Genomic DNA, 14,308 nt, shown 5'->3' on the forward strand with positions numbered 1-14,308 from the left:
ATACATTCATTATTATAACAATATTCGTATTCAAACGAAACTAAACAACCAATCACCGATAAACTATCGACAATTGGCTGTTTAAAAGGTGTTTTGATCCCTGTCTCAAAAACGGGGGTCAGTCCCCAAAGGTGATGGCTTTTTGTTTAATTTGTTTTTTCATTTGTTGATGATGAGTTCGTTTGTGTTTTGTTTTTATTTGTTTCAGAGCCTGATGATCCATTCGTATCTGAGTTTGTATCACCATCCGATGTATCCTGATTGTTGCTGCTGTTATTATTATTGTTATTGTTATTGTTGTTATTGTTAGGATGATCTTGGTTGCTGTTGTCAGACGGATTGGTGTTCGTGTCGTCTTGTTTTTTGTCTTGATCGTTTGTTGAATCATCTGTCTGATCTTGATCTGTCTGACTGTCATCTGTTTGAGAATCATCAGTTTGTGTGTCATCTTGAGTCTTCTCATCATCTTGATTTTCATCATCCGATTGTTGCTGGTCTTCTTTGTCTTCATCGTCTTCAGCTTTCGGCACTTCATAGGATGTGGAAGCTGTACTTTTGCCATCATCACTGACGGCTGTTACTTCGAATTTGTATACAGATCCTGGCTGCACACCCGAAATGACTGCCTCTTTTGCAGAGCTGTTTTGAATTTCTGAGTAGCTGCCGCCATCAACAGATTGCTTCACAGCAAAGGTCGCATCTCCGTCGTATTTCCAGCTTAATGTCAAAGATTGATTGTCTTTATCATATTTCACGTTTAAACCAGACAGTTTTTCTGCTTCTTCTTTTTCTTTTTTCTCATAGGTTTTAGAAACAGTAGAAGGAGCTGTGCCTTTTACAAAGTACTCTGTGAGCTTTTTATCGCTTGGCGTATTTGGCCCTGCCAGTTTTGCCGGGTTAGAGCCTTTTTCTACAGTGGCTTCCACTACGCTGTCAGGCTTCTCAAATGATCCGCTTCCGTCATCGACATCGGCAATGAGCTGGGCGAAGATGCGCTTTGCAACTTTTTGTTCTTCAGTTGAAAGAGATTTCTTTCCAGCTTCGTTTTCTCCCATACCCGTCCAGACGGCTGCTGTATATTGCGGTGTGTAGCCGACAAACCAAGAATCTCGGGCACCGTCGCTTGCGATATTATGCCTTTGGACTTCACTTTCATCAAAGTTTGTTGTCCCTGTTTTTCCTGCGACTTCCACACCGGGTACTTGTGCAAGCTGTCCAGTACCTGTCTTAACAGCTGTTTTCAGCATATCTGTAATCATAAACGCAGTATAATCGCTCATTGCTGACTTTGATTTCGGTGTTAAGTCAAGCTTCGTGCCATCGTTAAATTCAATAGATTTTACAAAATGCGGTGCATTATACGTTCCGTTATTTCCAAACGCGCTGTATGCTCCTGCCATCGTCAGTGAAGAGACACCAACATTGCCTTCTCCGAATCCACCAATAGAATAGGATTCATATACGGTATCTTTATCTAATCCCAGTCCAAGTCCATTGGCAAAGTCAACCGCAGCATCTTTTCCGACTGCTTGGAATGCTTTTAAAGCCGGGATATTACGAGATTGTGCCAGCGCTTCACGCATAGACATGAGCCCTTTATAGGAGCGGTCAAAGTCTCGGATAGGAGTTCCATCCGAATAGGTGTAAGCTGAGTCATCAATTTGCTCATAGGTAGACCATTTTTTATTTTCAATAACTGGACCGTAGTCGAGAATGGGTTTAATGGTAGAACCAGGCTGTCGCTGAGCTTGAGTGGCGTAATTGTAGCCCCCAACAGTAGAATTTCTACCGGCACCAATCGCGCGGACTTCTCCGGTTTTTGTATCGAGAAGCGTAACGCCGCCCTGCATGCCTTCAGTAAATCCGACAGTGTCTCCGTTCATTAATTCATCTAGTCTGTCTTGCGCTGTAGTATCTAATGTCGTATAAATCTTTAATCCGTCAGTGCCTGGATTGACATCAGATTTTTCTTCAATTTCTTTCATGACTTCTTCCACAAACGCGCTGTACTTGTTTGAATTGTTTTTTTCATATTCTTTTTGTGAAACGACGCCTTCATCTTTCATTGCCACATTTTTGGCTTTATTATATTGAGAGTCAGAAATAAATCCTTGCTTTTTCATGAGACTGAGTACGATGTTCCGTCTTTTTTCCGCTTTATCCGGGTTTTTAACGGGATTGTACGCTGTCGGGCTTTGCGGCATACCCGCAAGTGTCGCAGCTTGTTCCACAGTCAATTTGCTTAAATCTGTGACGCCGAAAAATTCTTCCGCCGCTTTTCCGATTCCGTAAGCTCTAGGAGAAAAATAAATCCGGTTTAAATACATTTCTAAAATTTCATCTTTAGAGTAATTGCGTTCAAGCTGAATCGATAGCCAAACTTCCTGCACCTTCCGTTTCAGCGTCTTCTGATGAGAAAGAAGGGAATTCTTGACGACCTGCTGTGTGATCGTACTTCCGCCTTCAGCCCCGAAGCCATCTGTAAAGTTAGCGACTAAGGCACCTCCGATACGGACAGGGTCAATCCCGTGGTGCTCATAAAAACGGGCGTCCTCTGTCGCAATAAAGGCTTCTTTTACAACATCGGGAATTTCATCTATCGAGACGTAGGTCCGCTTTTCGGAGCCGTATTCAGCGATTTCTTCTCCATTTTTATCATAAATTGTCGATGAATAAGGCGTCTTCAATTTGTTTTCGTCTAGTGATGGGGCATCTGAAACCATGACGGCAAATGTTACCACACCGCCGACTACACCTAAAACAAACAGAATGAGTAGAGTGAAAAGGGTCTTTTTAAACAATCCGCCTTTTCGTTTCTTGCCTTTTTTCGGTGAAGGCCTCGATTTGCTATTCGCTTTTCGTCGAGCTTCACGGCTGTTAAATTGATCTGACATAACATCTCAACCTTTCGTTAATCAACCTTTCGCACTAGATGTTGGCGAAAAATAAAGCTGTTCAATAATACTAATATAATCAATTCTAGGTGCGTATCCAAGAGAAATCGAATAGGCTGCTTCTTCTAACTCATCTTTTCGAATTGATTTTCTGCCGTTTTTTTCTTTTCTGTCCCAGAAATAAAACAGCTTATCGGCTTCCAAAAAATAAACCTGGTCGAAAGCGGATATAATAACAAAACAAATACCGTCTTGAGCCTTTACCTGCTTCATATGCTCAATTTGATGGTCATGGAAATTCTGCAGGGGGAAAGAGGTCTTGTTTTTCGTTTCTTTCGCCTCAAAATCAATATACCGCCCTTTGTAAATCCCGTTATAATCTGTTGTCGATGATTGTTTAAAGTAAGCTTCTTTAATCACTGCGGCGCTTCTTTTTGGATAATGGACATCTACAATTTGAACAGGTGTCGGCTTTTTGTGTATAACGGCAATTTGGTTTGTCAGATAATACTTATTCGTTTCGTTTAAGTCATCTTCGAGGGTCATTCCGCGATTACTGTAAGACGGGGCCCTTTTCTGACTGTATTGGGATGAAACCGAATGTTTCGGTTGGAATGTTTTTCCGTTAGGATACCGAATCACTTTCTCATCCTCCTTATTAAACTATTCATGACGGAAGTGAATGAACGTGCAAGAACAACAGACCATCAGAAAGCTTCTGAGCCGGATTGAGCGGCAGACAAAATCAAAAAACGCAGATAATATTTCAAGAACGAACGCATATAAAACGTTTTATGACCGTCATCCGGAAATTAAATGGTCGCTTTTGGCATCCTTTGTTTCTCGCAATGCCGGCTGGTCAATGACTGACTTAAAAGGCAGTCTGTTTCAGCTTGGACTCCGTGAGGGACAGCAAAAGTGGTTCTTCTTAGCCTATGAAAGAGCGAACTGGCTTATTTTTTCGGATGCCTATCCGCAGCTTCTATTGTACCACTGGTCAAAAAAAATCGGGAAACCGCTGTTCCATCACCTGCATGTGTTTGGCGTCTCACATTTTATGACGGAAGAATGGACCCGTTTTTGGCATGAGCGCAACACGGAGCGGCTGATGTATGCTCTCATTATAAATGAACAAAACACTATCCAAACACCTATTATACAAAATCCTTCGTTTAAAAAGAATGTTTTTGACACGATTCCTTTTTATTTAAGTGATTGGTTTCATTTTAACACGGTTATTTTTCCTTCTTCAGACGGGTTTCTTTACGGTATTTCAGTGAAACGCTTTTCAAAGACAGAGGAAAGGGTAAGACTGGGAAAGCAGCTGTCTCAATTGCTGTTCAGTCCGGAATTGTTCTCCTCTTTTTATCAATTTTTGCACACAGTGCCGCATACAGGCTCCCGTTTTGATATGGAAAAAATGATCGGGATCACAAAAAGAACATCTCCTATGTTAAGGACATGCTATTCTGAGGTAATCCACTCATTAGACGGAGAGAAAACAGATTGGTTTCATGGAAAGATAAAGAAAGCGTTCTTTAGGCGTGAGGAATTGCCGAAGCAGATTGAATTGACAGACTGGTATTTACAAAAAAAACGCCAGCTTCATGCCCTTTTTGCGGTGGAGCATTGGCTGAAAAAATAAAGAAGCAAGGAATTTCCTTGCTTCTTACGTAGAAGGGCGGTTCGGGCCGCCTAGTTTTTTATCTAAAGAATCAATTGCTTTTGATTTAGTCTTTTTTTGCTGGCCGGCTTTTTTCGATCTTGTTTTCATACGGCACCTCCTCACAAGTATCGTTTGCAATAAGGGAGAGGATCATACAATTTTTGCGGGTGTTTCTGTCGAAAACTTCAGCTTTTCGTGGAATGCCTGTTTGTTTGGCGATTTGCTTCTAGTTTTGTCATGAGGAAGGAAAGAGCCTGAAGAGCAAAGAATGTTAACCGGGAGAGACGAGGAAAGGGAGGTACACGAATGTCCGGTTACGTAAGCAAAACAGATATTCTCCGTATGCTTTCTGATATAGAAGATGAATTAACCCGAGCTGAGCAAAGCATAAATCATTCTTTAATGGCCTTTGAGGCTGAGATGAGGGAAACGGAAAACGATCGCTTGAGTGTGCTTGAAGAAGAACTCATGGACCTTCAGATTTGTATAAACGAGCTGTGCCAATCGCCTCAACACAGGTATGCGTTTGAAAAGGTATACCGCATCGGCTGAATTTGCGAGTGAAATTTGGTACGATAAGCATTGAGGTGAAGGGTATTGCAATCACAAACGTTGCTGGAAATGACCGAGCAAATGATTAAAGCTGCTGAAAAAGGTGCGGATCGATATCATGAAGGAAAAGACAGTGATCTTTCTTATGATTTTTTTGAGACGATAAAGCCTGCAGTAGAAGAGAATGATGATCTGGCGGCACGCTGGGCGCAAGGGGCGCTTGAATTCATAAAAGCCCGCCGTCCGAAATATGTGCATAAAGAGCAAATCGAGACCGTAAAGGATAATTTTCTGGAGTTGGTCCTTCAATCATATGTTCATCATATTCATAAAAAACGATTCAAGGACATTACTGAGTCAGTCCTTTATACATTGCACGCAGTAAAGGATGAAATGGCAAGAGAAGACAGCCGGTAAAGGCTGTCTTCTTTTAGGTTTGTTATAGGGGGCCGGACGTTAATTCAACTCATATGCCGGGCTTTCTGCTCCATTTGCTTCGAGAACCTTCATACTGTTACGAAACTCAGTTGTGCTGAGATGTCCTTGAATATAGAGGAACTTGGCAAAGTCCATCAGTTTATTCATACAGTCTGTTTCATATTTCTTCATTTCTGCAAAACGTTTGCTTAAGTATGATACGTTCATTATGGTGCATCCCCTCTCATCTGTATTGAAAATATGGTACCATAATGATTCGACTTTTTTCTGTTTTTAAAAAATTTAAACTTTCGACACAATTTGACAAACGCGAATCAGGACCTGTGACACAAACAATAGATTTCATTCATACATATATAGAAGAAACATGTAGAGTTTAGGGGGAATCGCAATGAACAGGAGTTCTCAGAGCTATCCTCGGCAAATGGGCTATTATGATCCTCAGCAAATGCAGGGACATTATCAGCAGTTTTCACCTGGGCAATACTTCCCGCAGCATCATTATGGGCAGCAGGAATATTATCAGCCGTATGCTCCGAATCAGTCTATGCCTATGCAGCCGCCTGTATTTTCTAACCCTTATCCGATCCCGAGGCCTAATCAGCAGCAGCCCACACAATTCCAAAATATTATGTCGCAGTTCAAAAAAGCCAACGGGCAGTTTGATTTTAATAAAATGATGGATACGACAGGTCAAGTGATGAGTGCAATGAATCAGGTCGGATCTTTAATAAAGGGATTTACTAGCTTTTTCAAATGATAGAAGCATGAATGAATCGTTCATTCATGCTTATTTTTTGGAAAGAAAAGTGTCATTGTCTGCTCGTTCCAAGATGTTTCCATGTCTTCTTGGTGTACTTCATAAGGCAGCTGGACTGTTCTCGTCATGCTTGTAAAAGTAGCCTCATTTTGCTGTTTCTGTTTCTCTTGGAGTGTTACATGCAGATACCGCGATCTACTATCAACGGCAATCTCGCCATCACGAAACGTAGCTGGAATGGCAATATCAACATACAGCCCGGTATCTCTTTCTCTGACATGTATAGTCGTCTGTACATCCTTAACACTCGAGTTGATCAGGTTTTGAAATCCGTTTAATAGGTTGCCGAATGCTGAGGATTGAAAAAGATGATCCATCGCCTCCGTAATTATTTTTTCTTCTTTCTTTTGCAACTCGTTCTTTTTGTCATCATTGAATTCCAAATCTGCCACCGCCTCTTTTTTATCCAGATTATGCGCCTATGCCAGATGTTGTTATAAATTGAAGCGAAATTGAAAGTGTGGTTAAATAGTGGTGAATGAAGGGATAACGGTTGAAGCGAATGAGAAGGGAGAAAACACATTGCTGAAAAAATTATTCGGAATGGGCAAAACTCAGGAAAAAGTGACAGAAGAGGTTATTTATTCTCCGGCAGACGGTACGGTAATGGACCTGACAGATGTGCCGGACCCTGTTTTTTCACAAAAAATGATGGGGGAAGGAATAGCGGTGGAACCCTCAAACGGTGAAATCGTTTCACCTGCTGAAGGTGAAGTGATTCAGATTTTCCACACCAAACACGCCGTTGGCATTCGGACTCGCTCGGGCATTGAGCTGTTAATTCATGTTGGGCTGGAAACGGTCAATATGAACGGAGAAGGGTTTACTGCCCACATCAAAGAAGGGGACAAGGTGAAGGTCGGTGACCCGCTGATTACGTGTGATTTGGAATTGATAAAAGAAAAAGCGAGCAGTACAGTCATCCCAATCGTTATTATGAATGGTGAGGCTGTAGGATCAATTGTGCCGGCAGGCGAAAAGGCTGCCAGCAAAGGTGAAACAAAGCTCCTTACAATAAAAGCGAAATAAGCAGGGCGTATGCCTTGCTTTTTTTGTTCGATTGTATAAAATTTGCACCTAGCCATGCAAACAAATATTCGGTAAACTGTACTTGACAAAGAGGTGTAAAGAAATGAAAAAGAAATCACTGACTGAGCTCATTTCTGAGTTAAAAGGAAATGAAAACGTTGTGAATTGGCATGAAATTGAGCCTCGTGAGGCAAGAACAAGGCCGATGCCTGAAAGTATAGATGAAAGAATAAAAGCAGCCCTTTCGAAAAGGGGCATTGATGAACTATATACCCATCAATTTTCCGCTTTTCAATTTGTGCAAAAAGGAGAAAGCATTGTTACCGTAACGCCAACCGCATCAGGAAAAACGTTATGCTATAATCTCCCAGTCCTGCAGTCCATCGCACAAGATGAAACAAACCGGGCGCTATATTTATTTCCGACTAAAGCGCTGGCACAAGACCAAAAAAGCGAGCTTAATGAAATCATTGATGAAATGGGCATTGATATTAAAAGCTTTACATATGACGGGGATACGTCTCCGGCAATCAGACAAAAGGTGAGAAAAGCAGGTCATATTGTTATTACAAACCCCGATATGCTGCATTCTGCCATTCTTCCGCATCATACGAAATGGGTCAGCTTGTTTGAAAACCTTAAGTATATCGTCATCGATGAGCTTCATACGTATCGCGGTGTTTTCGGAAGCCATGTGGCGAATGTGATCCGGCGGCTGAAGCGAATCTGCCGTTTTTATGGAAGTGATCCGGTTTTTATTTGTACATCCGCAACAATTGCCAACCCGAAGGAATTGGGAGAGCAGCTGACGGGCAAACCGATGCGGCTGGTCGATGACAATGGTGCCCCGAGCGGACGGAAGCACTTCGTGTTTTATAATCCGCCAATTGCGAACAAGCCGTTGAATATTAGAAAGAGTGCAACAGCAGAAGTGAATGAACTGGCGAAAGAGTTCCTAAAAAACAAAGTGCAGACCATTGTTTTTGCCAGAAGCAGAGTCAGGGTGGAAATTATTTTAAGCCATATTCAAGAGCTTGTGAAAAAAGAGATTGGGACAAAGTCAATCAGAGGCTATCGGGGAGGCTATCTTCCGAAAGAGCGAAGAGAAATTGAAAGAGGTTTGAGAGAAGGTGACATTTTAGGAGTGGTCAGTACGAATGCCTTGGAGCTTGGTGTTGATATCGGCCAGCTGCAAGTGTGTGTGATGACGGGTTATCCCGGAAGTGTGGCAAGTGCATGGCAGCAGGCGGGCCGAGCCGGCAGAAGACACGGTGAGTCTTTGATTATCATGGTTGCCAATTCAACGCCGATCGATCAATATATCGTTCGGCATCCCGAATATTTCTTTAACCGCTCGCCGGAATCTGCAAGAATCAATCCGGAGAATTTGATTATTTTAGTAGACCACTTAAAGTGTGCGGCTTATGAGCTTCCTTTTAGAGCTGATGAAGAGTTTGGGCCGATGGATGTAAGTGATATTCTTGAGTACCTTCAGGAAGAGGCCGTTCTTCATCGCAACGGCGAACGGTATCATTGGGCAAGTGAATCATTCCCCGCATCAAATATCAGTTTGCGGTCCGCTTCACAGGAAAATGTCGTTATTGTTGATCAATCGGATATTGCAAATGTAAGGATTATCGGTGAAATGGATCGTTTTAGCGCGATGACGCTTTTGCATGATGAAGCGATTTATTTGCATGAAGGGATTCAATATCAAGTAGAGAAGCTCGACTGGGACCATAAAAAGGCTTATGTCAGAAAAGTCGATGTCGAATATTATACAGATGCAAACCTGGCAGTTCAGTTAAAAGTATTAGAAATTGATAAAACGAAGGAAAAAAGCCGTACGTCATTGCACTATGGTGACGTCACTGTCAATGCCCTGCCGACCATTTTTAAAAAAATTAAAATGACCACTTTTGAAAATATCGGGTCTGGTCCTATTCATTTGCCGGAAGAAGAACTGCACACAAGTGCAGCTTGGCTTGAAATCAAAGCAGCAGATGAAGACATCGGGGAAAAGACGCTGGAACAGCTGCTTCATGGCATCTCAAATGTGCTGCAGCATATTGTCCCTGTGTATATAATGTGTGACCGAAACGATGTTCATGTCATTTCTCAAATCAAAGCAGCCCATACCGGATTGCCGACGATCTTTTTGTACGATCATTATCCGGGCGGCATCGGTTTGGCTGAGGAAGTCTTCAAACGTTTTTCAGACATTAATGAAGCCGCAAAACAGCTCATTAAACAATGTCCTTGTCATGACGGCTGTCCGTCTTGTATAGGTACCGAAATAGAAGGGATAAAAGCAAAAGAAAGAATGTTGCGGCTGTTGGATCAAATGTCGTAAGAAGGAGGTCAGGTATGTCATTAAAAGGGAAACTCCAGCGAATGAAAAAGCATATGGTGCTTGACGAAGGAGAACATAAAATAGAAGCAGGCAAACAAGAAAACCATTACGCTAAAATTCCGTTTCTAGAAGAGTGGGAGGCTTTTGGCATGAAGCCTTTTTTCTTCGAAGATGAATACTGCCTCGTCAGAGAAGTAGAATATCCGCTTTCTCACCGCCATGGGTTATACCGTTTTTCTGAACTTGATGAAGTGACCAGACTGTGGAATCAAAGCAGCCTGTCGCATACTTTGTCAGCAAAAGGGTATCACAAAAACAGTCTCTTTTTCTTTGATACAGAAACAACTGGTCTTGGAGGCGGAGCCGGAAATACCATTTTTTTGCTTGGTCATGCGAGAGTATATGAAGACCGAGTGACAGTCAAACAGCATCTTTTGCCCAAACCGGGGAATGAAGTCGCCTTGTATCAAAGCTTTTTAAGCGAGGTTGACATTACATCACTTGTAACCTACAACGGAAAAGCCTTTGATTGGCCGCAGGTGAAAACAAGGCACACATTGATCCGTGACAGACTTCCGAAGCTTCCGGAGTTCGGTCACTTTGACCTTCTGCATGGGGCAAGACGCCTATGGAAACACAAAATGGACCGCGTATCACTTGGGACGGTTGAAAAAGAGGAGCTCGGCATACGAAGACAGGAAGACACACCGGGCTACTTGGCGCCAATGCTTTACTTTCATTTTATCAAGGCGCAAGAGCCTGATCTTCTAAAGGGAGTCCTGCATCATAATGAAATGGATGTGCTCTCGCTCATTTCATTGTACATTCATATGTCTAAAAAAATTCTGTCAGCATCTTATGCGCCAAAAGAGCACATTGAGCACAGTGAAGCTTATGCCATGGCGAAATGGTTTATGGCCCATAAAGAAACGGACCAAGCGGTCAAACAGCTCGAAAGGCTTAAAGAAAAATCGTTTGAGGATGAGGACAGAGCACGGCTGGACTTATCACTCCTGTACAAAAAACAAAACCGGTTGGAGGAAGCAGTGCCGCTTTGGGAAAAGCTGTCTCGCTCCCAAAATCAGAAGTGCAGATACGCTGCTATGATAGAGCTTGCGAAATATTTTGAACATAAGAAAAAAGAGTTTGGGAAAGCATTGTATATAGCAGAACAATTACTTAACGATGCGGCATTCATAACAGAAAAGAAAGCAGAAAAACTGCATGAGAGAATAGCCCGGCTGAAAAGGAAATATTCCTCGTAAATATTCCCCGGGAAAGCGCAAAAGACGACTTGTTTCGCCATGAATTTTTTTGCTGAATTCACATTGATTTTGTTGTAGAATAGCGGCGAATCCTGTAAAATGACGTTAGTTATTTTTAAAGGGAGAGTTGGTATGTATAAGGGTGTTTTTTACTTGTTCTTTGTTGTGGTATTTTTGATTGCTTTCGTGTTTTCAAACTTTAAAGACAGCTTAATTGTACACTTTTAAAATAGGTCTTTGTATTAGAACATGTACCCCTTATTTTTCATAACTTAGTAATGTAATAAAGATTATGGAAAGGGGATTTCATTATGCATCACTGCAGACCGCACATGATGGCGCCGATTGTCCATCCTACTCATTGCTGTGAACACCATACGTTTTCAAATACTATCGTGCCGCATATTCACCCACAGCACACAACAAACGTAAATCACCAGCATTTTCAGCACGTTCACTACTTTCCACACACTTTCTCAAATGTTGATCCGGCAACGCATCAGCATTTTCAAGCAGGAAGACCTTGCTGCGACTAGTATGGAAACGTGCAGCTTGATGGTGTAAACAAACAGCACATCAAAATGGGGCCCAATGGGAGCCCCATTTTTTAAAGCAGGTGAAGGAATGAAAGTATTGGCAGTAACAGGATACAAGCCATTTGAACTCGGGATTTTTAAACATGATGATAAGGCACTGTATTACATAAAAAAAGCGATCAAAAACCGGCTGGTCGGATTTTTAGACGAGGGCTTAGAATGGATTTTAATATCGGGCCAGCTTGGGGCGGAACTGTGGGCGGCTGAAGCGGCATATGATCTGCAGGAGGAATACCCTGATTTAAAGGTGGCTGTGATTACTCCTTTTTACGATCAGGATAAGAACTGGAAAGAGCCCAATAAGGAGCTTTATGAAGCTGTCCTGGCACAGGCTGACTACGAAGAAAGCCTGACTCACAGGCCGTATGAAAGCCCACTTCAGTTTAAACAAAAAAATCAGTTCTTCATAGAAAAATCAGACGCGCTGATGCTTTTGTATGATCCTGAGAGGGAAGGTTCTCCAAGGTACATGCTTGAGACGGCTGAAAAGAGACGCGAACAGGATGGCTATCCCATTTACTTTATCACAATGGATGACTTGAGAGTCACAGTAGAGGAAGACAGCTACTCATAGCGATAAGAGAAATTTGACAACCGTACAGTTTTCTGAAAAAATATATGTAATGATTCACAATACGAGGTGAAAAAGATGCTTGCTGATAAAGTAAAGCTTTCTGCGAAAGAAATTTTGGAAAAAGAATTTAAAACAGGCGTTAGAGGCTACAAGCAAGAAGACGTTGACAAATTTTTAGATATGATTATTAAGGATTATGAAACCTTCCATCAAGTAATTGAAGAATTGCAGCAGGAAAATCTGCAGCTGAAAAAACAGCTTGAAGAAGCCAGCAAAAAACAGCCTGTGCAATCTAACACAACAAACTTTGATATTTTAAAACGGCTGTCCAACTTAGAAAAACACGTTTTTGGCAGCAAGCTTTACGATTGATCGCGTTTGAAAAAAATGGCGCTTGTAAATTGCAATCAGTTGTTATATAATAAGTCATGTTCTTAACGTTCGGGTAATCGCTGCAGATCTTGAATCTGTAGAGGAAAGTCCATGCTCGCACGGTGCTGAGATGCCCGTAGTGTTCGTGCCTAGCGAAGTCATAAGCTAGGGCAGCCTTTAGAGGCTGACGGCAGGAAAAAAGCCTACGTCCTTTGGATATGGCTAAGTATCCTTGAAAGTGCCACAGTGACGAAGTCTCACTAGAAATGGTGAGAGTGGAACGCGGTAAACCCCTCGAGCGAGAAACCCAAATTTAGGTAGGGGAACCTTCTTAACGGAATTCAACGGAGAGAAGGACAGAATGCTTTCTGTAGATAGATGATTGCCGCCCGAGTACGAGGTGATGAGCCGTTTGCAGTACGACGGAACAAAACATGGCTTACAGAACGTTAGACCACTTACATTAAAATGATGAAAACAAGCTCTCCCTATAAGGAGAGCTTTTATCTTGAAAAGAGAAAAGTTTTAAAGACAGGGTGATACGATGACGAAGTATACACTAATTGCAACGGCTCCGATGGGCATTGAAGCTGTTGTCGCTAAGGAAGTACGAGATTTAGGATACGAGTGCAAGGTTGATAACGGAAAAGTGATTTTTGAAGGTGATGCGCTTGCCATTTGCCGTGCGAACCTTTGGCTTAGAACAGCCGACCGTATAAAGGTTCAGGTAGCTTCTTTTAAAGCGAAAACATTTGATGAACTATTTGAAAAAACGAAAGCGATTAACTGGCGCTCATTTATACCTGAAAACGGGAAATTCCCTGTCATCGGGAAATCAGTAAAATCAACACTTGCAAGTGTTCCTGACTGTCAGCGGATCGTCAAAAAAGCAATTGTTGAAAAGCTCAAGCTACAGTCCGGCAAAGCCAATGACTGGATTGAAGAAACGGGTGCCGAGTATAAGGTGGAAATCTCTTTATTGAAAGATCAGGCGGTGATTACGCTGGATTCGTCAGGGACAGGCCTCCACAAACGAGGATACCGTGTTGATCAGGGCGGCGCGCCGATTAAAGAAACACTTGCTGCCGCTTTAGTGCAATTAACCAATTGGACCCCGGACCGTCCATTTGTCGATCCTTTCTGCGGTTCCGGAACGATCGCAATTGAAGCCGCGCTAATCGGCCAAAACATCGCCCCGGGTTTTAACCGCGATTTTGTCTCTGAGGATTGGGAATGGATCGGTAAAGATCTGTGGGACAAAGCACGGCTTGAAGTCGAAGAAAAGGCGAACTATGACCAGCCTCTTACGATTTTCGCAAGCGACATAGACCACCGCTTGGTTCAAATCGCAAAAGAGAATGCAGAGGAAGCAGGGTTGGGGGATTTAATCCAATTTAAGCAGATGCAGGTCAAGGACTTCACGACAAATCTGGAGTTTGGCGTAATTGTCGGCAATCCGCCTTACGGAGAACGTCTCGGCGAGAAAAAAGCCGTTGAGCAGATGTACAAAGAAATGGGACAGGCGTTCAAACCGCTTGATACTTGGTCTGTGTATATGCTGACATCAAATGAGAATTTTGAGGAAGCATACGGCAGAAAAGCGACGAAGAAACGAAAGCTCTTTAATGGATTTATTAAAACGGATTATTATCAATACTGGTCAAACGTAAGACCACAGCGCAAGAAAACAGAAAACGCATAAAAAGAAGACGCTCTGCATGCGTCTTCTTTCATCTTTCAGCCATATTC

18 protein-coding genes and 1 other RNA gene are annotated in these 14,308 nt (G+C 42.3%); 14 read left to right on the forward strand and 5 right to left on the reverse strand.

The genetic code is table 11. The annotated features are described in order from the left end of the window. A partial coding sequence (locus Q3W56_RS21040) for an IS3 family transposase (RefSeq protein WP_131121716.1) occupies positions 1-85 on the forward strand: 85 nt, incomplete at its 5' end. Positions 86-146: 61 nt separating this feature from the next. On the opposite strand, the gene Q3W56_RS15255 is transcribed toward Q3W56_RS21040, so the two are convergent. Both Q3W56_RS15255 and recU read right to left on the reverse strand, forming a co-directional pair. Continuing rightward, positions 147-2,894 carry a PBP1A family penicillin-binding protein gene (locus tag Q3W56_RS15255; RefSeq protein WP_302896079.1) on the reverse strand — a complete coding sequence of 916 codons (2,748 nt, stop codon included), beginning with the start codon at positions 2,892-2,894 and terminating at the stop codon, positions 147-149. Positions 2,895-2,915: 21 nt separating this feature from the next. Beyond that, complete coding sequence (gene recU, locus Q3W56_RS15260; protein ID WP_302896080.1) at positions 2,916-3,536, reverse strand: Holliday junction resolvase RecU; 621 nt, start codon at positions 3,534-3,536, stop codon at positions 2,916-2,918. A gap of 40 nt (positions 3,537-3,576) precedes the next feature. Here recU and Q3W56_RS15265 point away from each other — a divergent pair, with 40 nt between their 5' ends. Then, positions 3,577-4,539, forward strand: coding sequence for a DUF2515 domain-containing protein (locus Q3W56_RS15265; protein ID WP_302896081.1), 963 nt, complete (start codon positions 3,577-3,579; stop codon positions 4,537-4,539). Positions 4,540-4,563: 24 nt separating this feature from the next. On the opposite strand, the gene sspM is transcribed toward Q3W56_RS15265, so the two are convergent. Continuing rightward, on the reverse strand, positions 4,564-4,668 hold the full coding sequence (gene sspM, locus Q3W56_RS15270; RefSeq protein ID WP_302896082.1) for an acid-soluble spore protein SspM: 105 nt from the start codon (positions 4,666-4,668) through the stop codon (positions 4,564-4,566). Positions 4,669-4,866: 198 nt separating this feature from the next. On the opposite strand from sspM, the gene Q3W56_RS15275 reads away from it, so the two are divergent. Then, complete coding sequence (locus tag Q3W56_RS15275; RefSeq protein ID WP_019714744.1) at positions 4,867-5,112, forward strand: DUF5446 family protein; 246 nt, start codon at positions 4,867-4,869, stop codon at positions 5,110-5,112. Positions 5,113-5,157: 45 nt separating this feature from the next. Further along, entirely contained in the window at positions 5,158-5,529 is a 372-nt protein-coding gene (locus Q3W56_RS15280) for a YppE family protein (RefSeq protein ID WP_019714743.1), read from the forward strand. A 39-nt stretch (positions 5,530-5,568) separates the two neighbouring features. Here Q3W56_RS15280 and Q3W56_RS15285 read toward each other — a convergent pair whose 3' ends face one another. Next, positions 5,569-5,757, reverse strand: a complete 189-nt coding sequence (locus Q3W56_RS15285; protein WP_003225611.1) for a YppF family protein — start codon at positions 5,755-5,757, stop codon at positions 5,569-5,571. Between the two features lie 184 nt (positions 5,758-5,941). Here Q3W56_RS15285 and Q3W56_RS15290 point away from each other — a divergent pair, with 184 nt between their 5' ends. Further along, positions 5,942-6,310 carry a YppG family protein gene (locus Q3W56_RS15290; RefSeq protein ID WP_268400690.1) on the forward strand — a complete coding sequence of 123 codons (369 nt, stop codon included), beginning with the start codon at positions 5,942-5,944 and terminating at the stop codon, positions 6,308-6,310. A 20-nt stretch (positions 6,311-6,330) separates the two neighbouring features. Here the strand turns inward: Q3W56_RS15290 and Q3W56_RS15295 are convergent, their stop codons facing one another. Then, the gene (locus Q3W56_RS15295) at positions 6,331-6,753 is read right to left on the reverse strand and encodes an Hsp20/alpha crystallin family protein (protein ID WP_302896083.1); all 423 of its coding nucleotides are present in this window, start codon (positions 6,751-6,753) and stop codon (positions 6,331-6,333) included. Between the two features lie 139 nt (positions 6,754-6,892). On the opposite strand from Q3W56_RS15295, the gene Q3W56_RS15300 reads away from it, so the two are divergent. From Q3W56_RS15300 to Q3W56_RS15340, 9 genes are all read left to right on the forward strand, one after another. Then, positions 6,893-7,399, forward strand: a complete 507-nt coding sequence (locus Q3W56_RS15300) for a PTS sugar transporter subunit IIA (RefSeq protein WP_268400692.1) — start codon at positions 6,893-6,895, stop codon at positions 7,397-7,399. A 103-nt stretch (positions 7,400-7,502) separates the two neighbouring features. After that, complete coding sequence (mrfA, locus tag Q3W56_RS15305) at positions 7,503-9,752, forward strand: ATP-dependent helicase MrfA (protein WP_302896084.1); 2,250 nt, start codon at positions 7,503-7,505, stop codon at positions 9,750-9,752. A 14-nt stretch (positions 9,753-9,766) separates the two neighbouring features. Further along, positions 9,767-11,017, forward strand: coding sequence for a ribonuclease H-like domain-containing protein (locus Q3W56_RS15310; RefSeq protein ID WP_302896085.1), 1,251 nt, complete (start codon positions 9,767-9,769; stop codon positions 11,015-11,017). A 99-nt stretch (positions 11,018-11,116) separates the two neighbouring features. Continuing rightward, on the forward strand, positions 11,117-11,245 hold the full coding sequence (locus tag Q3W56_RS15315) for a hypothetical protein (RefSeq protein WP_119996594.1): 129 nt from the start codon (positions 11,117-11,119) through the stop codon (positions 11,243-11,245). Positions 11,246-11,328: 83 nt separating this feature from the next. Beyond that, positions 11,329-11,553: a spore coat protein CotD gene (cotD, locus tag Q3W56_RS15320; protein ID WP_080010318.1), complete on the forward strand. Its 225-nt coding sequence runs from the start codon at positions 11,329-11,331 to the stop codon at positions 11,551-11,553. 88 nt (positions 11,554-11,641) lie between these two features. Then, entirely contained in the window at positions 11,642-12,187 is a 546-nt protein-coding gene (locus Q3W56_RS15325; protein WP_302896086.1) for an SLOG family protein, read from the forward strand. 75 nt (positions 12,188-12,262) lie between these two features. After that, the gene (gene gpsB / locus Q3W56_RS15330; RefSeq protein ID WP_019714736.1) at positions 12,263-12,559 is read left to right on the forward strand and encodes a cell division regulator GpsB; all 297 of its coding nucleotides are present in this window, start codon (positions 12,263-12,265) and stop codon (positions 12,557-12,559) included. A 65-nt stretch (positions 12,560-12,624) separates the two neighbouring features. Next, an RNA gene (gene rnpB / locus Q3W56_RS15335) (RNase P RNA component class B) lies at positions 12,625-13,006 on the forward strand. 97 nt (positions 13,007-13,103) lie between these two features. Beyond that, complete coding sequence (locus Q3W56_RS15340) at positions 13,104-14,261, forward strand: THUMP domain-containing class I SAM-dependent RNA methyltransferase (protein WP_019714735.1); 1,158 nt, start codon at positions 13,104-13,106, stop codon at positions 14,259-14,261. The last annotated feature ends 47 nt before the right edge of the window (positions 14,262-14,308 follow it).

It is taken from the genome of Bacillus sp. C28GYM-DRY-1 (genome assembly GCF_030519405.1).
GTDB lineage: Bacteria > Bacillota > Bacilli > Bacillales > Bacillaceae > Bacillus > Bacillus spizizenii_A.

Bases quoted from the DNA above. Each gene is read 5' to 3' on its own strand.
- Q3W56_RS15255 (WP_302896079.1), bottom strand. From the start codon at position 2,894: ATGTCAGATCAATTTAACAGCCGTGAAGCTCGACGAAAAGCGAATAGC.
- Q3W56_RS15265 (WP_302896081.1), top strand. From the start codon at position 3,577: ATGAACGTGCAAGAACAACAGACCATCAGAAAGCTTCTGAGCCGGATT.
- sspM (WP_302896082.1), bottom strand. From the start codon at position 4,668: ATGAAAACAAGATCGAAAAAAGCCGGCCAGCAAAAAAAGACTAAATCA.
- Q3W56_RS15275 (WP_019714744.1), top strand. From the start codon at position 4,867: ATGTCCGGTTACGTAAGCAAAACAGATATTCTCCGTATGCTTTCTGAT.
- Q3W56_RS15285 (WP_003225611.1), bottom strand. From the start codon at position 5,757: ATGAACGTATCATACTTAAGCAAACGTTTTGCAGAAATGAAGAAATAT.
- Q3W56_RS15290 (WP_268400690.1), top strand. From the start codon at position 5,942: ATGAACAGGAGTTCTCAGAGCTATCCTCGGCAAATGGGCTATTATGAT.
- mrfA (WP_302896084.1), top strand. From the start codon at position 7,503: ATGAAAAAGAAATCACTGACTGAGCTCATTTCTGAGTTAAAAGGAAAT.
- Q3W56_RS15310 (WP_302896085.1), top strand. From the start codon at position 9,767: ATGTCATTAAAAGGGAAACTCCAGCGAATGAAAAAGCATATGGTGCTT.
- Q3W56_RS15315 (WP_119996594.1), top strand. From the start codon at position 11,117: ATGACGTTAGTTATTTTTAAAGGGAGAGTTGGTATGTATAAGGGTGTT.
- cotD (WP_080010318.1), top strand. From the start codon at position 11,329: ATGCATCACTGCAGACCGCACATGATGGCGCCGATTGTCCATCCTACT.
- Q3W56_RS15325 (WP_302896086.1), top strand. From the start codon at position 11,642: ATGAAAGTATTGGCAGTAACAGGATACAAGCCATTTGAACTCGGGATT.
- gpsB (WP_019714736.1), top strand. From the start codon at position 12,263: ATGCTTGCTGATAAAGTAAAGCTTTCTGCGAAAGAAATTTTGGAAAAA.
- Q3W56_RS15340 (WP_019714735.1), top strand. From the start codon at position 13,104: ATGACGAAGTATACACTAATTGCAACGGCTCCGATGGGCATTGAAGCT.